The following is a 20,947-nucleotide window of genomic DNA, read 5'->3' as shown; positions in this document are numbered from 1 at the left end:
CTATTTTATTACGATGGGGTCAGGACAAACATTTTTCCGTTGGCACTTGCGGCACTCGCTACCGCGCCACACCTTATCAAACTCGTTGGCGGCATTGTCCACGATGGACGGTATATCCGTAAGGACACCAGCCTCAAAGTTGCGCCGTGTAGCCGACTTCATGCCTATGCCGGCACCAGTTAGGTTGGCACTGCCAACATAGCACACTGCTTGGTCAATGACAATAATCTTGAAGTGGACGCGCGGACACATGACACGTTCCAGCATAGTGGCCAGTCGTGGGTAGCGGTCGAAATCCTCCCGAAAGTTCGGGCCAGGTTCTTTGGCATGGATAAGCCGTACCTCCACCCCTTTGCCTATCAAGTCCGACAATACACCGAGGAACGGCTTTTCCATCTTGCCCTGCACCACGTACAGATCTTTGATGTCAGCCGTGCCAATCCAAAGCGTCTCTTTGGCCTTTGCCGCAAGGTCAAGCACCTTGGTGAAGTGTTCGGTGTCGGATATGAAGTCAAGCATTATCGTCCACGTTTTTTGCGGGGAATGTTTCGGACAAGAAGTTAAACATTTCTGTTTTATGAGCATCCATTTTTTTGGGTGTCCACCCGTCTGGCGTTCCTTGTGCATCAAGATACATTCGATATAGCTTGATACTTTGGAGGGCATGGTTATTGGCTTGGTCTGAAATTCTAGCAAATTTAACCGTAACGGGGTCATCACTTTGTTGTGAATTGAAACTTTGCGAAATCATAGCCAAGTTTCCAAACGAGTGTATGCACTCTGTTGGCCACTCATCATTATTGTCCTGATGCTGTGGGTGCAAATGTTCTAAGGAACGATTTGCACGGAACACATAATCACCAACGATTTCAAGCTCTTTGGCGTTCTTAAAGAATTGCTCTTTCTGTTCCCACAAGTAGTAGTCAAGCCTCCAGAACCAATACCTGTCAGGCGATTTGTCGTATGACATTTCCTCTACAGACACTGGGAGGCTACGTAAAGCATTGTCGATATTCTTCAATAGCGATAGCAACTCCTTTGCATTCTGTATGGGGATGGAAGCAAGTTTTATGAGAAGTGGTTTCAGCCAATTATAAAAAGGTGTGTTAGATACATAAAGCATCGACTGATACTGACGTACACAGTCCACCTCAAAATCGCTGCCAGTTCGTGCAATGATCTCATATTTGTTTCCATTTGGACTATCTTCTTTAGTGATTATATAATAATCAAAGAGCAGACGATAGAACAACATTGTATTGTAGAACGAATGTACATCTGAGATTGGGTTGTTTTCAAAGGCGACGAGAAGGTCAGTCCGATAGAACGTATATGAACCATTCAGATGAAGATGTATGTCAAGGGCAAGCATCAAAAATTCTGGGAATGTTAGTATGGACTGATCGGCAGGCTCTTCTCTTTGAGAGTTTTCATCTTTACGTTCGGACGCGGCTATCATGCCAATTTCTACTTTATCCTCAGCGTCAAAGGAAGACTCACATAAGGTAAAGGCTTCTTCAAATCGCCCTTCACGACAGAGATTTATAGCATTCATGTAACTTTGGCGATATTCGTGTTCACGGCAGTCATCGCGTTTCTTTATGATGAAATGCCCCATGTCGCTGATGCTATTCCAAATGCGAGTAAGTTTTTCCTGATTGGACTCCCCCCGCATAAGTTGAACTTTCAAAATTTCGTGCTGCTCCAGCCCCTTTCCTCCAGCATTCATTGCTTCAAAATACTTGTTAAGCGACATCGGGTCGTTCAAGTATTCATTAGGAAGAACAGAGAAAAAGAATGATAGACGTTCAAAAACATTTGTTGCAAAAACCAGTCTGTCCTCATCGGATTGGAAATCTTTTTTAACGAACTCCTCTGCCAGATTGATGGCGGACTGCATTTTTTTGTTTGGTTCGTCCACCTGTCTATATTCATTTATAGAAGCCAGTAGGTATTCTCGGTCTTTGGGTCTGGCCACAAAATGAAGTCTCTTGCCTTTATCAAGGAACTTATTCCAACGCTCATCGTATTTGCGCAACGCTAACGCAAGTAAAGTCATTACCGTGAAACGTTGCTGGCCATCGATGAGGTCATATACATTGCCTCGGGCAATACAAGATAGCATTCCCAGGTAATATGGCTCTTCTTTGCCTGTTTTGCTGAAATGCTCTTTCATATCGTATAGAAGGCCATATACTTGAGACTCTCCCCACGCAAAGAGACGTTGGTATAGTGGAATGTTGAAGCACAAATAATCTTTGTTTTCAACTATAAGTTGCGGAGTATATCTATGCGTATTCATTGTTGTAATGTTCAATTATTGTGCTATCAGTGAATTCTTCATTCAGTTCCAAGAACAAATCTTGAAGCCGGTGGTAGAATCGAAGTTCGATACCTTGCTCATCAATATCCTTGCCGCTAATTTTAATTCCCGCTAAACACTCTGCAAGGAAGAATGTAGGCGAAGAGGCTTGATCTATCATCATAACAATTTCGCTGTTTTTTGCAAATTCTCGAATTTTATATGAAAGAGCGCGGCGCGAGGTGTATCGGTGTTGGGCAATGTATCCGGCAATGCAAAACAGAGCTTCAGCCAGATATTGGGCTCCAAATTTCAGAAAGTAACCGAAAAGTAAAGTCTCAATAACATCTGCGTATCTTGAATGACTTTCCCATTTAAGATGTCTGCGGAGAGCTTCAACTGGATTTGCATGTTCAAATCTATCAAACAGACCTACGAAATGTTCAGCATAGGCGAAAAAGTGAGTTCCCCCTTGTATTTTTTCGTAGTATTCAAATTGCTCACCGAAAGGTGGTATCTCAGGTATTATAAGAGCAGCTGAAAATTCTTCTTTAGTGCGCAATTTTTGCGACGAATCGTAATCGCGTTTACGCATCCATTTCCTTAAGCGGAATAAATGAGATGAAAGAGTGGTATCCAGCAGTCTATATTTCTGATTAGTCAAGGAATTCCACTTGCCTGCCAAGTGCTCTGCTTGTTTTTCATTGAAGACAAAACGCAGATGATGAGCCTTCAATAGGTCGTAGTCTGTCAGAGGAACGCCCTTCGAGTTCTCATTGGAGAAAAATGTATAGGCCAAATCAAGGCGGCTATCTGTCAAAATAAGGACAGAGAAGATGAGGTCGTTTATTAGTTTACTACAAAGCTTTTCATCATGTGAGCGTTTGCAGTATTGTTCGATTTGAAAGCGATTATTAGCTACATGCTGACGTGAAGCTGTGGAACGGAATGATTGTTTAAGCAGAGGCATTTCTCCCTTATATCCAAGCTGCCGACAGATGAGGGTAAGCGTTACTAACCGCTGTTGCCCATCAATGACAGCATAGTTGCCAGTTGTGTCCTTTTGCAAGATAATTGTCCCTAGATGATATTTCCCATTCACAGGTATTTCTTTAAGACTATGCCACAGGTCTTTAACCTGTTTCTCTTCCCAACAGTAGTTACGCTGATAGTCAGGTATGACAAGATGATTAGAAAACAATTGTCCTAAAGAGCATGTTTCCAAACTAACATGCTCACTTTCAAGCTCACATTCATGAAATTCAATGACACCGTTATAGGCATCTGTGCTCGTGTCTTGGTGTTTCTTTTCAAAGAAGTCCTTTATAATAGGGTCAAATATGCTCATAATACAATGGAACGCGGAAAGGAGCTCTTCCCACGAACCCGTTGGGTGTTGAAGAGTGCATCGACATTGGCTATGTCCCTGCCATCTTGACCAGGTAAGGTCAGGAATCCTAGCAGTTCTTACCCTTAGTTCTTTTGCAAAAGAACGATAGTCTTCACTTTGGAATTTGCCTTCAAGATGTAATTCCACGTGGTCTTGGAAGTATTCATAATGAAGGTCTCCGTCTTTTGTCAGGATAGTAGACACCCATATATAGCGATTTGACTGCCATGTTCTATACGCATGGTAGGCATTGATTATTCTATCGGGGAATTCCTTCCTAATAAAATTTTCAAGATTTTGGTCTATCCAAGCCATATGCGATAATACTAAAGTTGCTTTACCTCAAAATACATATTTGCACGTCCACTTCCGTCAGCAAAGTTCATGACATCACTACCATACTTACTTTTGAAAGCAGCAACGATGGCATTTTGTCCATCTCTTGTGGCTGTGATGTTAGATGCTGAAAGGTTGCTAACAACATTCACTTCCATACCTACACTTATAGACGTGCTTCCGTTACGTCCATCCTTTTTTACTTTAACTGAATATGTACTCATAGTTTCTGATATTGTGCATTATAGAATTTCTCTTGCAATCCAAGCACAGGCTTCTGCATCAGCCAGTGCGTGGTGGTGATTCTCCAACTGATAGCCACAGGCAGCTGCCACGGTGTGTAACTGGTGGTTCTCCAAGTTTGGCAGAACCCGACGGGAGACACAGAGTGTGTCGTAAAACTCATAGTCGGGATAGTCCATCTGATAGACGCGGAACACAGCCTTCAGACAACTCTCGTCGAATGGGCGGTTGTGAGCCACAAGGGGAAGCCCATCTATCAGCGGCTCAATCTGTTTCCATACATCAGGGAAGACAGGAGCCGTATCGGTATCTTCGCGTGTAAGCCCGTGAACCTGACTGCACCAGTAGTTATAGTAGTTTGGTTCGGGATTGATGAGCGAATAGAAGCTATCCACTATCTCCCCATCGCGTACAATCACGATGCCCACACTGCAAACAGAGCTGCGCTCATTGTTGGCGGTTTCAAAATCTATCGCTGCAAAATCTCTCATTTCGTTGACCTGTATTTCTTATTCATATATGCGATTTTCCCAGCAATCTCCTCCCGAAGCCATGTCGGGGAAAGCACCTCGATGTCGGGCGTATGTGCCAGTATCTCCAGTTGGAAATCGAATGTAGGTCGTATCTGATATTCAAAGATACTGTACTCATCACCACGGTATGACTCAATCTGTGATTGATGCAGTGGAAGTGAGCGCAAGTAGTTGGCTTGACCAGCCGTTACTTGTAGTTCCACCCGTTCGATTTTCGTTCCGTCGTCAGCAATCACTCCGAAGCAACCATAGAAGAACTCTTCGGGCGAGAAGTCCTTTGGATAGTTGAAGGCGGTGGAAGTCTTATGTATTTCCGTTATGCGGTCAACGGCATATATCATCACCTTATCATAATAAGGGCTGCGTGCTACCAAGTACCAACGTTGGCGGAACAGCTTTACACAATACGGCTCAACGTTGAAGGTAAAGGCTTCGTTCTTCCAAAAACCTTGATAGGTAATTCGCAGGAGAGTTTCCTCTTTCAGTGCCTCTAAGATAGCAGGTAAGAACAACCGCCCAGATGGGATGTCTTCCAACACGATGCGGTCTTTAACACTCTGATTGTTTGTAATCAGGTTGCTGACCGCTATCGTATTAACTATCCATGTGCGCAGCCCGCCACGGCTTATCTCATCATCATTGAGAATGTAGTATCGGTATTCACCGCAATTCTCGTTCTCGATGACCAGTCCAAACATTTCCTCGATGGCGATGCGCCACTTATGGAAGGTACGTTTGGGGATTTCCAACCCCTCGCTCATGTCGTTGGCCAGCCAGCAGCGGTTAATTTCCTCAAAGGAAATCCGCTTCGCCCGATGGATAGTGTCCACCAGCCAGACATACTTATTTATTTGATTTGTTGCCATACGTGCTCTTGACTTTTCGTTGCAAAGATAGATGTGGGGTATGCCGATTTCGGGCAGAGGTTTACCTTAATTCCGCAACACTATTATAAATTAAACTTTTTAAGTACCTGAGCAACAAAAAGTTCTTGCTTTGGCAAGCGGCAGAGCCGAGCGGCCCAAGATTTTGCCATATCGAAGAATTCACTTATCTTAGTGTTGCAAAACAAGCAAGCAAAACTCTGATATGGCATAGCAAAAATACATATTAAATCCGAGAAACCCACTCCTTTTGGAGGAATATTTTCAATCATGGAGCAATTTGACTCCACATTGTCATCTGTAATCGACTCGACCCTCGGTCTAAGGTGTAGATCATTCGGTTATCAGTATAGCGAAATCATCCGTTCACTCATGAGTATCTACTTCTGTGGTGGCTTATGTGTTGAGGATGTCACTACTCATTTGATGAGCCATCTCTCGCTTCATCCGACACTTCGAACTTGTAGCTCAGATACTATCCTCAGAGCAAATTCATTGGTTTACCTCTTCGATAGACCGATTCTACCTTTTTACAACAAAGGTACGAAACTGTCTTTAGCAATCATAGTTTTACCTTGATTATTTAATGTTTATGCGACTGCGTCGCATTCTTCTGCAAACTTAGAGGTCATTAGCCCGCAAAGGCTTTTTAAAGCGTTTAGATGTTATGCTTTTCTTCGTCTTTACACCTTATTTTGGCTCTTTTCGTTTGTTTTTTTCAGTTGTTTAGCTCGCTAAACGTCTTCAAAAACAACCAAAAATAGCTCAAAATAAGCTCGCAAATCTCGAAGAAGTCTAACGAGCGATTTGGGTTCAAGCCATTCAGGAGAACCCCTATATGCAGTACCTGCTTGGGCTTGAGAAGTTTACGGAAAAGCCGGTATTCGTTCCAGAGTTGTTCGTCCTTGTCCGCAAGCGACTCGACCATAACTTCTTCAACATGCTAACCCTGATGCTGGCGGAAACAGACGGGAACAAGCCGAAGAAGGAACATACCGACGAGGACGGCAACGACCACGGCGGGACGATGAAGATTGACGCCACATGCTGCGACGCCGAGGTACGCTATCCAACGGATTCCAACCTGTTGGAGGACGGCAACAGGCTGATAGACCGCCTGCTTGACAAGTTCTGCGCACGCCACAAGGTGAAGAAACCGCAGACCCACCTCGCGGAAGCCCGCCAGGCCTTCATCGGGCTGATTAAGAAGAAACGCAAGGGAAAGAAACTCATTGACAAGACAAAACTGATCCAGATACGATGCCTGCAGGCAGACTTCCAGCTGTTTCTTAATTTCCTGGGCAAACAGTCAAGCACACTTCTTGCTTGCTTCAGCCGCCATGACTACAATTGTCTTCAGGCTGCGTTCAAGATGTATGAACAGCAAAAAATGATGTTCGAGCAGAACGTCCGCAGATGTGCCGACCGCATCATCAGCATCTACCAGCCGCATCTCCGTCCCATTGTCAGGGGCAAGGCGAAGGGCACGGTTGAGTTCGGTGCGAAAATCGGTGCCAGCATCGTGAGCGGTTACACCTACGTGGACCATGTCAGCTGGGATGCCTATAACGAATCATCCGACCTCGGCATGCAGTTGGAACTCTACAAAAAGCGTTTCGGTATGCTGCCCAAGGAGATTCAGGCCGACAAGATCCATCTGGGGAAGGAGAACAGGAATCACATCAAGTCCTGCCATGTCAATTGCTACAACCGTCCATTAGGCAGATCTCCCAAGGAAGAGAACGTCACACACGCAGAGGACAAGAAGAGAGCCATCGGTGAGCAAAATGAGATAGAAGGCACATTTGGAACGACCAAGAGAGTTTACCGAGCCAACGGCATCCGAGCGAAACTTGACCAAACGGCTGACACTTGGATAGGAGCTTGCTTCTTCGCTAAGAACATCATGAAGTTCCTAAGGGGACTTCTTTGTCTCATTTTCGAAAAATCGAGCTTGAAGACCTTCCAAAAGAGAATTATGAGCATTTTTGACAGCATAGAGGCTGTATTACCCACACCACAAGGTTGCATGAAAGAAATAAATTAGCAGACCCTAATTAAGCACCCCATATACCTTATTTCAAGCCACGATTACTTAGCGTGAGTTCAAGATACTTTACAAAGTTTAGATATTGGTCTCTATCCAATATTTCACGCATACTTCGCATTGCTTTACGCATAGCCTTTTCTATTTTCTCCCCTTTCTTTGCAGCATCCGCACGTTCTGCACGCATCATTTCTGCTGCAAAAACACCATTTACTCGCTTCACTTCATCTATTTGTTCTGTACTGAGATTGAGTGCTCTACTGATAGCATAAGTACTAATAGCAAACTGGTACTCACGCTTTGCTACACCATTATTATTTTCTATATTGGCTGATACCAACGAAAAACTCATTGCCGCTAAAACGGTCATTACAATCTTCTTCATAAAATTTGTTTCCTTTCTTAAAATCTAATGTAGAGTGTGGTTGTGCTCTACGGTTGTTATCCTAAATACTTGTTATCTGAATTCGAATGCAAAAGTAAGCAAAGATTTACATTCTGTAAAGCAAAATTCGTTTTTACACTGTTCAAGCAGCTATTTTTTGACAATCATCAATCTATTTGATACAAATCAGTTGCACAACGTTAATATGCTATAATTCGTTCAGCTTGGTAAAAAACTTGTTCTATTGCTCCCTTATCTCATTATAAAATAGTATCTTTGCAACATTATCAACAATTTTGTAATTAAAATAAAAGATGGAAAATAAAACATATAAATTTATTTCAGTAGGCTATGAACTTCATAGCATTTTAGATGGTGTAGAAGAATTTGTAGAAAAGACAGAGGACGCACGCCCATTGACTTTCTATACAGGCTGCGAAATGACCATACCTGCGTTCGAAGAAAAGGTTATTAACGCTACTGCTGGCGAAAAGTTGGAGTTCAATCTCACCAAGGAACAAGCATACGGTCTCTTCATTCCTGAGAATGTGCTTGACTTAGACAAAGCTTTATTCTCGCCTGAAGGAACATTCGATGCAGAAAACGTATTTGTTGGTGCCACCATACCATTGCAAAACGAAGAAGGCAATCGCTTTATGGGTAAGGTGCTCGAAATATCTGACGACAAGGTTAAAGTTGACCTCAACCACCCATTGGCAGGTAAGGAATTGAAGTTCAAGGTAGAAATTCTTGAAAGTCGTGAAGCTACTGAAGAGGAAGTACGTACTTTCTTTGAACAAATGAACGCACACCACTGCAGTGGCGGTTGTAGCTGTGGCAATGGCGACGGTGAAACCTGCGGTTGTGGCAGTGAAGGACACAAACACGGTGAATGCGGATGTCATAAAGACTAATAAGCAATGCCCAACACGATAGGAACACTTTTTAGATTGACTACCTTTGGCGAAAGCCACGGTCCAGCCATAGGTGGAGTTGTCGATGGTATGCCTGCAGGCATAACCATCGACCTCGATTTTATACAACACGAACTCAATCGCCGTCGCCCTGGACAAAGTCGTATTACTACAAGTCGCAATGAAACCGACGAGGTGGAACTGCTTAGCGGTGTATTTGAAGGCCAATCTACAGGCGCTCCTATCGGATTTATTGTGCGCAATCGCAATCAGCAGTCGAAAGATTACGACAACATCAAAAATATTTTTCGACCTTCACACGCTGACTATACCTATTATAAAAAGTATGGCATACGCGACCACCGAGGTGGCGGACGAGCCTCAGCGCGCATCACGTTGGCACGTGTCGTAGCTGGCGCATTGGCAAAAATGGTGCTGCAACGTTACAACATTACCATTCAGGGGTTCACTTCTCAAGTTGGTAACATAGCTTTAAGCAACGACTACAAGCAGTACGACCTCTCGCAAACAGAACAATCGCTTGTTCGCTGCCCCGACAAGGCTACCGCCCAACGTATGGAAGCACTTATAGAGGAGGTAAAAAGCGAAGGCGACACCATTGGCGGTGTTATCACCTGTGTGATAAAAGGTTGCCCTGTAGGTGTGGGCGAACCCGAATTTGGCAAGCTACACGCCCAATTGGGTGCAGCAATGTTGAGCATCAATGCCGTTAAAGGATTTGAGTATGGGGAAGGTTTTGGCGGTAGTGCTTGGCGTGGCAGCGAACAAAACGACCGCTTTGCACAAGTTAGCAATTCAAACAACCAAGGTATAAAAACCGAAACCAACCATAGTGGGGGCATACAGGGCGGCATTAGCAATGGCGAAGATATATATTTCAGAGTAGCTTTCAAGCCCGTTGCAACCCTCCTTATGGAACAACAGACAGTAGATATAGACGGCAAAAAATCGACCATAGATGTACGCGGACGACACGACCCTTGTGTACTGCCACGTGCCGTTCCTATAGTAGAAGCAATGGCTGCAATTATTGTTTTAGACGCTTTATTGATCTATAATGCAGAAAAAAAGTAAAATATCTCGCACGATAATGAATATTTTATGAAATAATAAAAGAGTTCCAAAAAAAAGTAGTACTTTTGCATCACGTTTGAGAATCATTTGCGAAAAATCGTTCAAAACGTTTAGTTAAGTCTAGTTTAGTTTTTGTGTTGGTTGAGAGCGGTCAGAAAGATCGCTCTCAAATTTTTTATATCCCCCACCCTTTTGGGTTAAATTTTTGCCATAAAAAAACTCTTGACTATGAATAGCCAAGAGTTTTTATAACTTAGATGGAGGGTTGATTAATTGTTAACCGAACCGCCCACAATATCCAACAATTCAGAAGTAATAGCAGCCTGACGGGACTTGTTGTATTCCAAGTTCAAACCACGGAGCAGTTCATCGGCGTTGTCAGTAGCAGTCTGCATAGCCACCATACGAGCAGCGTGTTCAGACGCATTGCTGTCCAACAAAGCAGTATAAACCATCAAGTGGAGAAGCTTTGGAACTAATGAAGTTAAGACTGTCTTGAGGTCAGGTTCTACAAGGAAGTTGTCGTTAAGTGGGAGCACCACTTCATTCTCTTTCTTTGAAGAATCCTTTCCGTGTGTTTTGAGATACTCTTGCGCTTTCTTGGTTACGATATTAGAAGAGAGGTCACGCTCTTTGTCAGCATTGAGTTCTTCCTCTAAGTCGATAGGCAAGTAGGTTTTGCGAGTAAGAATTTGTGTACCAGCACTCTTGAAGTGGTGGTAAATCATTTCCACCTTATCAATCTGCTCGTCTAACCACAACTTTTCTATCTCAGCTGCAATCTTTCGACACGTTTCCGAATTAGGCTTATCAGCCAATTCTGGAAATGTGCCAGCCGCCTGAAGTCCCATCTTTGCCACCTTCTCTGCAATCTTTCGTCCAATAGGATAAACAATAATGTTTTCCTTTGCGATACCTTGTTCCAAGTAATCGTTTACGACATTTTGGAATGTCTTGATGATGTTACCATTGAAACCACCGCAAAGCGAACTATTTGACGAAAACACCAAGAGTGCTACACGTTTTACAGGACGCTCAACATCGAACGGAGTATCCGCATCGGGTGTTGCTACGAGGAATGTCTTTAAGATGTGTTCAAGCATATTCTCGTAAGGCAGCATATTTTCGATGGCTACCTGAGCGTGGTGTAGCTTACTCGATGCCACCATTTTCATAGCACTTGTAATCTTACGAGTGTTATTTACGCTGGCAATTCGAGTTTTAATTTCTTTTAAAGATGGCATTGCAAATTATCTTATTTAAATTGTGCGGCTATGTTAGCCATTACATCTTCTATCACTTTTACATCCTCGTCGAGCAACTTACCTGCTGTAAGATTATCGATAACATCCTTGTGGGCATTGCGCATACTTTCGAGGAACATATCTTGGCATTCACGGATCTGCTCAACAGGAACATTGCTCATCAAGCCGTGTACACCACAATAAAGAATAGCAATCTGTTCGCCTACTGGCATTGGACTGTATTGAGGCTGAATTAAGAGCTGATTGTTCTTACGACCTCTGTCCAAAGTCATTGCAGTTACCTTATCCATATCTGAAGAGAACTTTGAAAAGGCTTCCAACTCACGATACTGAGCCATATCAATCTTCAAAGTACCTGCTACTTTTTTCATACTCTTAACTTGCGCCGAACCACCCACACGAGATACCGAGATACCTACGTTGATAGCTGGACGGAAACCTTGGTTGAAGAGGTTGCTCTCCAAATAAATCTGACCATCGGTAATTGAAATTACGTTGGTAGGGATGTAAGCCGAAACGTCGCCTGCTTGAGTTTCAATGATAGGCAAAGCTGTAAGCGAGCCACCACCACGAACGTGTCCCTTCATACATTCTGGGAGGTCGTTCATCTGTTCAGCAATTTCTTGCTGGTCATTGATACGAGCAGCACGCTCCAAAAGACGTGAGTGCAAATAGAACACGTCACCAGGATAAGCTTCACGACCTGAAGGACGACGAAGAATCAACGATACTTCACGATAAGCCACAGCCTGCTTTGACAAGTCATCATATACTACCAAAGCTGAGTAGCCACGATCGCGGAAGTATTCACCGATAGCAGCACCCGCAAACGGAGCATAATACTGCATAGCAGCTGGGTCGGCAGCAGTAGCACTCACAATAATTGTGTAAGGCAATGCGCCGTGATCCTTCAATGTCTGCACAAGGTTGGCAACCGTAGAAGCCTTTTGCCCAATGGCAACGTATATACAATATACAGGCTTGCCTTGCTCATAAAAACTCTTCTGATTGACAATTGTGTCTACCGCAATAGCAGTTTTACCTGTCTGACGGTCACCGATAATCAACTCACGTTGTCCACGACCGATTGGAATCATAGAGTCTACACCCTTAAGACCAGTCTGCAATGGTTCCTTTACTGGCTGACGATAGATAACACCAGGTGCTTTGCGGTCCAATGGCATTTCGAATGCGCCTGACAAATCAATATCACCCTTACCATCAATTGCTTGACCGAGAGGATTGACAACACGTCCTAAGAAGTTGTCATTGACACGAATAGAAGCAATACGGTGTGTACGCTTCACACTCTGTCCTTCCTTGATGCCAGCAGTCGGACCAAGAAGAATACAACCAACATTGTCCTCCTCAAGGTTCATCACAATCGCCATTGTACCATTTTCGAACTCAAGAAGTTCGTTGGCCTCAGCATTGCGAAGTCCATACACACGAGCCACACCGTCACTGATAGTCAGTACAGTGCCTACTTCGTCGAACTTCTCTTCTGCATTGATACCTTGAAGTGTCTTCAAAAGGACTTCAGACACTTCACTTGGTTTTATTTTATCTGACATTTGATTTCTAATTATTTCTTTAACTGTGTGAGGACATTGTTTAATTTTGTCTTCACGCTAGCATCCATTCTATATGTATCATACTCAAGGATGAACCCACCAATGATGTCTGGGTCTACCTTTGCATTGAATTCTACAGTACCCTTTGCGTTGGCTTGTACCATTGCTTTCATTTTTTCCTCAATTTGAGGTGTTACAGGTACGGCAGTTGTTAATTTACCTTGAATAATATTCTTCTGCTTCCTATAAAGAGAGATGTAAGAGTTCGCAATAAAGAGCAAGATACCTTCGCGCCCCTCGTTCAAAACAAGTGCAATGAAATTCTTCATTAGCTCGCTAACGTTTCCGCCACAAGCCACTTCAAGAATTTCTTGTTTCTTGTTTCGTTGGAGCATAGGATTGTCTATTGTGAAACGCAATTCAGGTACTTGCATATAACTTGCAAGCAAAGTCTGCACTTCTTCATAGATTTCGTTCTCTACCTGTTGTGCAGTAGCTCCTTTAAGGAGTGCACGACCATAGCGAACAGATATTACACCTATATCCATATTCTTCTTTATTTACTTACATTGCTTTCAGGAGAAGAAACATTATCCAGCAAACGACTAATTAATTCCATCTGCTTTTCATCGCTTGATAAGTGCTGACGAAGTATCTTTTCAGCTACTTGTACACTCATTTCAGCTACTTGTTCGCGAATACCTTTGACTGCATTTTGCTTTTCAGCTTCAATCTCAATCTTAGCATCCGACATCATACGTGCAGCTTCCTGACGTGCTTTATCTTGCGCTTTCTCTACGATGGCATCACGTGTAGCAGTTGCTTCACTCAAGAGTTGAGCCTGCTGCTCACGTGTCTGCTGCATGATGGATTCACCTTCTTTCTGAATATTAGACAACTTTTCATTGGCTTCACAAGCCTTTCGAAGACTCTCATCTATATACTCCTTACGCTCGTTTACCATCTTTACGATAACTGGGAAACCATACTTTCGTAAGATGAAAAAGACGATAAGGAAGACAAGCGTCATCCAAAAAAGAAGTCCACTACTGGGAATCAATAAATCCATACGCTGGTTTTGTTCTTACTTTAAATTAATGGGAAACAATCAGTGCTTTGCACTATTCCCAATTACATTACGATTGCAAGGATTGCAACAATTACTGCGAAGAAGGCAACACCTTCAATCAAAGCTGCAGCAATAATCATTGAAGAACGAAGGTCACCGATCTTTTCTGGCTGGCGTGCCATAGCATCCATTGCCTGACCACCGATACGTCCAATACCAAGACCTGCGCCAATAGCTGCCAAACCTGCGCCAAATGCAGCACCTAACTTTGCAATAGCAACATCTGCTAATAATAATGATGATAACATAATCTTTTAATCTTTAGTTTATTATTAATATTTAATTTGTTTACTCTATTTTTATTTTTTATCCTTCGTGATGCTTCACGTGAGCTTGCGAAATGAACACTGCACTCAACATTGTGAACACCAAAGCTTGGATATAGCTTACCAAAACTTCCAATATAAGCATAAAGACGCTCATTGCCACACTTACGATGCTCATACCTGTTCCTGCCATATAGTTGACCATTGCGCTGTTAGCAATACCAAACATAATGAAGATAATTGCAGCGAAAGCCAAAGCAATAGCGTGACCAGCCAAGATATTAGCGAAGAGACGGATAATCAATGCCAAAGGTTTGGTGAAGATGCCGAACAATTCGATAAAAGGCATCAATGGCACTGGACACTTCATCCATACAGGTACAGCTGGCCAAAAGATTTCTTTCCAATATTCTTTTGTACCTGTAAAGTTGGTAATCAAGAATGTACTTACACCCAAGAAGCACGTACAAGCAATGTTACCTGTCAAGTTTCCACCACCTGGAGGGAAGGGTACAAGCCCCATCAAGTTTGCAAAGAAAATGAAGAAGAAACAAGTAAGCAACCAAGGTGCATACTTTGGTGTGTCTTCACGCAAACAAGGTTGAATAACATCATCGTGTACGTTCATAATGAACATATGCATCAATCCTGTAAAACCCTTTGGAGCAGGGTCTTGTGGCTTATGCTTCTTGCACCAACGAGCAGGAATAAGGATAGCAAGCAGCAAGATGATGGCGTTGATAAACAATACCATAACGGTTTTTGTTATTGAAATATCGAGTGGTCGAACTTCTGTATTGCCAATCTTCTCTACAATCTGGTTAGGATGTGCTTTGTCCTTAGCACTCTTTATCACGAGGGAGTAAGGTCCTGGTCGGTCGCCTTCAGCGTGATGGGCAAATTCGCCACTGCTAAAGATATGCCAACCTGTAGACGACTTCACAATAACAGGAAGGTTGATAACCACAGGGTGCATATTGCCTTCAGTGCCTACATCAGTGATATGCCATTCATAAGAATCTTTGATATGACCCCACAAAATCTCCTCTATATCCACAGTTGCCTTCTTCGACATATCGCGTCCCATTGCAGGAACGAACGCCATTAATAGCAACAAAGTACAGAGCAGTTGCTTGAAATATTTCATATCTTCTTATTATTTATTTTTATTATTCTTTTCTACTTGGAAGAAATAAACACTATCGAACACAAGTGTTACGAGATAGAAAACAACAAACACAGCCACGTAAGCTATGGTCATTTCTTTATTCTCTCTGTAAATCAATACTCCAACAACGATGGCTGTTAGCGTTGCAAACATTCTTACCATTGACCCTATCAAATAAAACTTGCCCAAAACATTAGGCAACTTTATTGCTATTGCCTTCCAACTTTTGCCATAAAGCGAATTGAGAATAGAAAATACAACAGCACTGATAATCAATGGGGTAATGAAGTTTGTATGAACTAAGGCTTGAGCTAAGAGCAGACCACCCAATGTGAGACCACTTATCAGCCAAATACTAATTTTATTATACTTTCGCTCTATTGCCTCAATGTCCAATATATCCATCGTTCAAGGGGGTATATATATTACATTTCCACACAAAGAATTACTTCATTCTTTTGTACTTCTACGAAGCCACCAAGAATTTGTAAGGTCTTCTTCTCTCCATTCACTGTGTAAACCACTCTCCCATCAGTCAATGTTGAAATGATGGGAGCGTGATTAGTGAGTATTTCAAATTCACCTACCTCTCCAGGTACAAGCACGTTCTCTACTTCTCCTGTGAAAAGGACTTTTTCTGGTGAAATTACTTTTAGACTTAACATCAAATACTAAATTAAATGTTATAAAACTTTATCCTTGAGCAGCCTCAAGAAGTTTCTTAGCCTTTGCTTTAGCATCTTCGATAGTACCTACATTGAGGAACGCCTGTTCAGGAAGGTCGTCCACCTCACCATTCAAGATAGCGTTGAAGCCCTTGATGGTATCTTCGATTGGCACCATTACGCCAGGAATACCTGTAAACTGCTCAGCAACAGTAAATGGCTGCGATAAGAAACGTTGTACACGGCGTGCACGGTTTACTACCAACTTATCTTCGTCAGATAATTCGTCCATACCCAAGATAGCGATAATATCCTGCAACTCGTTATAATGCTGCAACAACTGCTTTACACGTTGCGCACATTCGTAGTGTTCTTTACCTACAACCAATGGGTCAAGAATACGTGAAGTACTACCCAATGGGTCTACAGCAGGGTAAATACCAAGCTCTGTGATCTTACGGCTCAACTCGGTTGTTGCGTCCAAGTGGGTAAAGGTTGTAGCAGGAGCAGGGTCGGTCAAGTCGTCTGCAGGCACATATACAGCCTGTACAGAAGTAATAGAACCCTTCTTTGTAGAAGTAATACGCTCTTGCATAGCACCCATTTCGCTTGCCAAAGTAGGTTGATAACCTACCGCTGAAGGCATACGACCCAAAAGTGCCGAAACCTCGGAACCTGCCTGTGTAAAACGGAAGATGTTGTCGATAAAGAACATAATATCAGCTGCTTCACCGTCCTTGCCACCGTGGTCGCGGAACTCTTCAGCAACAGTAAGTCCCGAAAGTGCCACAGACGCACGTGCCCCAGGAGGTTCGTTCATCTGACCATATACAAGTGTAGCTTGCGACTTCTTCAGCTCTTCTTTATCTATCAAAGACAAGTCCCACTTGCCTTCTTCCATAGCTTTGTTAAACTTTTCGCCATAGCGAATTACGCCTGACTCCAACATATCTCGAATCAAGTCGTTACCCTCACGCGTACGTTCGCCAACACCTGCAAATACAGAGTAACCGTTGTGCCCCTTAGCGATGTTGTTGATAAGCTCCATAATCAATACGGTCTTACCTACACCAGCACCACCAAACAAACCAATCTTACCACCTTTCATATAAGGCTCAAGCAAGTCGATTACCTTGATACCAGTTGCCAACATCTCCTTTTTGTTAGAAAGTTCTTCAAACTTAGGAGCTTCACGGTGGATAGGATATGCCCCTTCCATACTGAGGGTTTCCATACCATCAATAGGTGCGCCAATTACGTTGAGCATACGACCTTTAATTTGTTCGCCTGCTGGCATCACAATAGGGCTACCCGTAACTTCAACTACCAAGTCGCGTTGTAAGCCCTCGGTGTTATCCATAGCTACACAACGTACTGTATCTTCACCAATGTGCTGTTGCACTTCGATAATCAAGTCCTGACCATTAGGACGCTTAACACGAAGCGCATCAAAAATCTTAGGCAAAACCTTTTCAGGGTCTTGTCCTTGAACATCAAAGTAGACGTCAATTACTGGACCAATAATTTGGGAAATACGTCCATTTATCTGTGACATAATGCTTTATATTATTTTATATTTTTACTTTCTATGTTATTCAAAATACGATTTAGATGCTCAACTCGTCCAACACTTTGATAAGTTTCTTGTCGAAAGGCTTATCCGAGCGAATGGCTTCAGACAGCGGTACATATACCACCTCGTTGTTTCTCACACCTATCATAATATTTCTTTGCCCTTGAAGTATGGCTTCTATTGCGCCCACTCCTGTTCTGCTTGCCAAAATCCTATCGCGAGCAGAGGGACGTCCTCCACGTTGGAGGTGACCTAAGATAGAGACGCGAACATCAAAATCGGGAAATTCTTTGCGCACACGGTCAGCATAATAAATAGCACCGCATTTAGGACTTTCAGATACAATAACGATACAACTCTTTTTCGACTTGCGTACACCACGTTCCATAAATCGTGCTAATTGGTCTACATCGGTAGAGTCTTCAGGAATAATGGCTGCTTCTGCACCACTTGCTATTGCCGAGTTTTGTGCTAAGAAACCTGCGTCACGTCCCATTACTTCTATAAAGAAAATACGTTCGTGACTTTGCGCTGTGTCTCTTATTCTATCCACACTTTCCATAATGGTGTTCATCGTCGTGTCGTAACCGATGGTATTATCGGTGCCATACAAGTCGTTGTCGATAGTGCCAGGAAGTCCGATACAACAGAAATCATACTCTTGCGCAAAGGTCATTGCCCCTGTGAGCGAGCCATTACCACCAATCACCACGAGCGCATCAATGCCCTCTTTTATGAGATTGTCGTAAGCCTTCTGCCTCCCTTCCTCTGTTGCAAACGCTGTCGAACGTGCAGTCTTCAGAATGGTTCCGCCTTGTCCTATAATTCCACTAACATTCTCAGTTGTAAACGGCTTAATATCCCCTGATATTAAGCCATCGTAGCCTCGATAAACGGCTTTGATAGAGAAGCCATTATATATACCTGCTCTCGTCACTGCTCGTATTGCCGCATTCATTCCTGGAGCATCACCGCCCGAAGTAAGAATACCAATCGTTTTTATCTTAGCCATAGCTTTGTCTTTTCCTTAGTTCTTAAATTTTCGGTACAAAGTTAATAAATAAACATTAATAAATCAAGCCGTGACTGAAATTTTTTCAATATATTTCTAATTAATTTTCCTAAAAAAGCCTGCCTTTCCATTGACAACCACCATGGTCGCTGTCCGGAGAGGCAGGCATTATGTTCTTTGTCTGATGCACAGTGAACTTTCTGTCATCAGCCGTCAAGCCTTTGATTTAGTGAATATTCTTGAATGCTGGATAAACAGGATTGAGCTCTGTTTTGCTACTCGACTCATCCCATACTGGACGAATGCTCTTGGCTTGAGTAACTCCGTTTCCTGATAAATTCCACTCATTGGTACCGAAGAAAAAATCTTGGGACAATGGTGAGGTAATTACCGTTGAAGACATGTATTGGGCATAAGCAACTTTACCACCTTTAAGGTTTCGGAACCCAATTTTGCTCTCATTGTCTCTTCTTCTTCCTGCGAAGGGTAAGAAAAGTCCTTTGTTGGCACGAACCAGTGCTGTGACGTTATTATATTTATACAAGGTATTGGGCCTGGTGGGGAATTTCTTCGTGCGAGCTCTAGCACCTGGGTTGGTATAAAAGAATGCACCATAAATATGCTTGCCTGTAGGAGCTACGCAATATGCAGGTATCGCATTTGCAAATTTGTATAGTTTTTCGTAATCGGCTCTTGTAGGCATACGGTATTTCTGATTATCTTTTTTCGTATGATACCATACAATATCACCCCAGGCTGCAAGATTAGGACTATTTTCCATTTCAGTTTCCGTCATCTCGACCTGTTGACCGCCTAAAGGTCCTCCACGCTTCCAAAATTTCTTGCATATCTCTACAACACCTGTTTTACAATTGTTGTGTTTTAATGTCGTTGCTTTGTCTATATCACCAAAGCGGAATAGATCGAGGTCGTTAGGGTCTGATTCAATATCTCCTTCTGTGAATTGAGAAGTAGTTTGTATCTTTGAATCTGTCATATCATATTGCGATATCCACCATTGTGTTGGAGCAATGCCCCAGTAGTCTTTGCCTGAACCTTCCTGGCCATAGTGGATAAAGTTACCCGTCGCCCATTTCACACCTTGTACTTCTACGTATGGATGGGGATTCACCTGATCCATATAGATAACATCGGAATGGTACACTTTGTCTGCCTCTAAATTGACATTTGTATATTCGCGTGCATAGCATTTGTCGCCCACATAGACAGTAATTAGCACTTTGTCATATTTGCCTGGCAGTATAGCAGCGTAAGTATATTTACCATCAGCAGAGGTGAGTTTGCCATTATTGGCAGGCTTGAGTACGATATTGTCGTTCTCTTCGTTGGTATTATCATCAACGAACTTACCCGTACCAAGGTCGAGCACGTCGAGTGACTTTATGCCAGAGATGTAAACCTGGTCGATGTTTTTCAGAATACCGTCGTCCTTGCTGGCAAATCGAAGTCCCCAAATGGCAATCAGTCGCTGCATTTTGACCCATCTAACCTTTACGTCATTACCGTTAACAGCAGCAGGTTTGACTTTCGCCCATTGATAGTCGAACTTCTCACCGATGGTTTTGGCTGTACCGTCCTGCTCAGTGAGGTTCAGCTCTACTGTTTGCTTAATCGTTTTTTGTCGTTCGTAGTAAACCAAAGGATTTTTCTGTCCATCGCCAGTGAACCTCATAGTCGAGTTAATAGTGGCATCACTGCCTGCCGATGCAGCCCCAGGATAGAAGAAACAAATTTCATCATTGGTGGTGATAGCGTTCACAGCTTTGAACGTACCATCGAACTTGCTTCTTTTTCCTTCAGTAGCGTTCTGGAGCAAGTTGTACTGTGCTTCATTGCTACTGTTATTGTCCTTCAGGCAATAGGCTATCATTTTGTCGTTCTGCAGCCAATTCGAGCGAATAAGGTTGTCTTCATCTTCCGTCAAAGCACGTGTGCCTTTTCCGTCAGGTGCGGCATCCACATCTGCCACGATGCGATATGTGTGCACGTTGGTTGCAGGGTCTGTTGGTTGTTGGTTTATGTCATCATCTTGACATGCTGTACAAACGGACAGTGCTACGATTGCGCAGCTGACTGCCGTAAACCATTTCATTTTTGTATTCATTGCATTTGTTTTTTCAAAGTTTGTTACTTAGTGTGGTTATT

21 protein-coding genes and 1 pseudogene are annotated in these 20,947 nt (G+C 43.0%); 4 read left to right on the top strand and 18 right to left on the bottom strand.

The features are described 5' to 3' along the window. The 6 genes from CZ367_RS03730 to CZ367_RS03705 are packed head-to-tail and all read right to left on the bottom strand — an operon-like array spanning nt 1 to nt 5,670. Nucleotides 1-519: a phospholipase D-like domain-containing protein gene (locus tag CZ367_RS03730; protein WP_077195691.1), complete on the bottom strand. Its 519-nt coding sequence runs from the start codon at nt 517-519 to the stop codon at nt 1-3. Continuing rightward, a complete protein-coding gene (locus CZ367_RS03725) occupies nt 512-2,302 on the bottom strand; it encodes a DUF262 domain-containing protein (protein WP_077195690.1) in 1,791 nt (596 codons plus the stop codon). The genes CZ367_RS03730 and CZ367_RS03725 overlap by 8 nt, the downstream gene beginning before the upstream one ends. Continuing rightward, complete coding sequence (locus tag CZ367_RS03720; protein ID WP_084793477.1) at nt 2,289-4,007, bottom strand: DUF262 domain-containing protein; 1,719 nt, start codon at nt 4,005-4,007, stop codon at nt 2,289-2,291. The genes CZ367_RS03725 and CZ367_RS03720 overlap by 14 nt, the downstream gene beginning before the upstream one ends. 11 nt (nt 4,008-4,018) lie before the next feature. Beyond that, nucleotides 4,019-4,252: a hypothetical protein gene (locus tag CZ367_RS03715; protein ID WP_077195689.1), complete on the bottom strand. Its 234-nt coding sequence runs from the start codon at nt 4,250-4,252 to the stop codon at nt 4,019-4,021. 18 nt (nt 4,253-4,270) lie between these two features. Beyond that, complete coding sequence (locus CZ367_RS03710) at nt 4,271-4,762, bottom strand: 3'-5' exonuclease (protein ID WP_077195688.1); 492 nt, start codon at nt 4,760-4,762, stop codon at nt 4,271-4,273. Beyond that, nucleotides 4,759-5,670, bottom strand: a complete 912-nt coding sequence (locus CZ367_RS03705) for a helix-turn-helix transcriptional regulator (protein ID WP_077195687.1) — start codon at nt 5,668-5,670, stop codon at nt 4,759-4,761. Before CZ367_RS03705 ends, CZ367_RS03710 begins: the two co-directional genes overlap by 4 nt. Nucleotides 5,671-5,898: 228 nt before the next feature. Between CZ367_RS03705 and CZ367_RS14760 the strand changes: the two are divergent. Both CZ367_RS14760 and CZ367_RS03685 read left to right on the top strand, forming a co-directional pair. Then, nucleotides 5,899-6,177, top strand: a pseudogene (locus tag CZ367_RS14760) (IS1380 family transposase); the annotation flags it as partial. A gap of 349 nt (nt 6,178-6,526) precedes the next feature. Next, nucleotides 6,527-7,735: a transposase gene (locus tag CZ367_RS03685; protein WP_084793476.1), complete on the top strand. Its 1,209-nt coding sequence runs from the start codon at nt 6,527-6,529 to the stop codon at nt 7,733-7,735. Nucleotides 7,736-7,763: 28 nt separating this feature from the next. On the opposite strand, the gene CZ367_RS03680 is transcribed toward CZ367_RS03685, so the two are convergent. Further along, entirely contained in the window at nt 7,764-8,120 is a 357-nt protein-coding gene (locus CZ367_RS03680) for a hypothetical protein (RefSeq protein WP_077195683.1), read from the bottom strand. 314 nt (nt 8,121-8,434) lie between these two features. Here CZ367_RS03680 and CZ367_RS03675 point away from each other — a divergent pair, with 314 nt between their 5' ends. Both CZ367_RS03675 and aroC read left to right on the top strand, forming a co-directional pair. Further along, entirely contained in the window at nt 8,435-9,034 is a 600-nt protein-coding gene (locus CZ367_RS03675) for an FKBP-type peptidyl-prolyl cis-trans isomerase (protein WP_077195682.1), read from the top strand. 6 nt (nt 9,035-9,040) lie between these two features. Beyond that, nucleotides 9,041-10,129, top strand: a complete 1,089-nt coding sequence (gene aroC, locus CZ367_RS03670; protein ID WP_077195681.1) for a chorismate synthase — start codon at nt 9,041-9,043, stop codon at nt 10,127-10,129. A 269-nt stretch (nt 10,130-10,398) separates the two neighbouring features. On the opposite strand, the gene CZ367_RS03665 is transcribed toward aroC, so the two are convergent. The 11 genes from CZ367_RS03665 to CZ367_RS03615 all read right to left on the bottom strand — a co-directional run bounded on the left by CZ367_RS03665 (nt 10,399) and on the right by CZ367_RS03615 (nt 20,906). Continuing rightward, on the bottom strand, nt 10,399-11,373 hold the full coding sequence (locus CZ367_RS03665) for a F0F1 ATP synthase subunit gamma (RefSeq protein WP_077195680.1): 975 nt from the start codon (nt 11,371-11,373) through the stop codon (nt 10,399-10,401). Nucleotides 11,374-11,384: 11 nt separating this feature from the next. Next, the gene (atpA, locus tag CZ367_RS03660; RefSeq protein WP_077195679.1) at nt 11,385-12,968 is read right to left on the bottom strand and encodes a F0F1 ATP synthase subunit alpha; all 1,584 of its coding nucleotides are present in this window, start codon (nt 12,966-12,968) and stop codon (nt 11,385-11,387) included. 11 nt (nt 12,969-12,979) lie between these two features. Next, nucleotides 12,980-13,516 (bottom strand): F0F1 ATP synthase subunit delta, encoded by a 537-nt coding sequence (locus tag CZ367_RS03655; RefSeq protein ID WP_077195678.1) that lies wholly within the window; start codon nt 13,514-13,516, stop codon nt 12,980-12,982. Nucleotides 13,517-13,524: 8 nt separating this feature from the next. Beyond that, entirely contained in the window at nt 13,525-14,037 is a 513-nt protein-coding gene (atpF, locus tag CZ367_RS03650; RefSeq protein WP_077195677.1) for a F0F1 ATP synthase subunit B, read from the bottom strand. Between the two features lie 62 nt (nt 14,038-14,099). After that, nucleotides 14,100-14,345 carry an ATP synthase F0 subunit C gene (gene atpE / locus CZ367_RS03645; protein ID WP_077195676.1) on the bottom strand — a complete coding sequence of 82 codons (246 nt, stop codon included), beginning with the start codon at nt 14,343-14,345 and terminating at the stop codon, nt 14,100-14,102. 58 nt (nt 14,346-14,403) lie between these two features. After that, the gene (atpB, locus tag CZ367_RS03640; RefSeq protein ID WP_077195675.1) at nt 14,404-15,510 is read right to left on the bottom strand and encodes a F0F1 ATP synthase subunit A; all 1,107 of its coding nucleotides are present in this window, start codon (nt 15,508-15,510) and stop codon (nt 14,404-14,406) included. Between the two features lie 9 nt (nt 15,511-15,519). Further along, the gene (locus CZ367_RS03635) at nt 15,520-15,936 is read right to left on the bottom strand and encodes a hypothetical protein (RefSeq protein WP_237581522.1); all 417 of its coding nucleotides are present in this window, start codon (nt 15,934-15,936) and stop codon (nt 15,520-15,522) included. Between the two features lie 20 nt (nt 15,937-15,956). After that, nucleotides 15,957-16,196, bottom strand: a complete 240-nt coding sequence (atpC, locus tag CZ367_RS03630; protein ID WP_077195674.1) for an ATP synthase F1 subunit epsilon — start codon at nt 16,194-16,196, stop codon at nt 15,957-15,959. Between the two features lie 28 nt (nt 16,197-16,224). Continuing rightward, nucleotides 16,225-17,751: a F0F1 ATP synthase subunit beta gene (gene atpD / locus CZ367_RS03625; protein WP_077195673.1), complete on the bottom strand. Its 1,527-nt coding sequence runs from the start codon at nt 17,749-17,751 to the stop codon at nt 16,225-16,227. A 52-nt stretch (nt 17,752-17,803) separates the two neighbouring features. Beyond that, nucleotides 17,804-18,781, bottom strand: coding sequence for a 6-phosphofructokinase (gene pfkA, locus CZ367_RS03620; RefSeq protein WP_077195672.1), 978 nt, complete (start codon nt 18,779-18,781; stop codon nt 17,804-17,806). Between the two features lie 226 nt (nt 18,782-19,007). Next, nucleotides 19,008-20,906: a peptidase associated/transthyretin-like domain-containing protein gene (locus tag CZ367_RS03615; RefSeq protein ID WP_077195671.1), complete on the bottom strand. Its 1,899-nt coding sequence runs from the start codon at nt 20,904-20,906 to the stop codon at nt 19,008-19,010. Nucleotides 20,907-20,947 lie beyond the last annotated feature (41 nt).

Source organism: Prevotella ihumii (assembly GCF_900155655.1).
GTDB lineage: Bacteria > Bacteroidota > Bacteroidia > Bacteroidales > Bacteroidaceae > Prevotella > Prevotella ihumii.
This window is presented reverse-complemented; position numbering and strand designations above follow the sequence as displayed.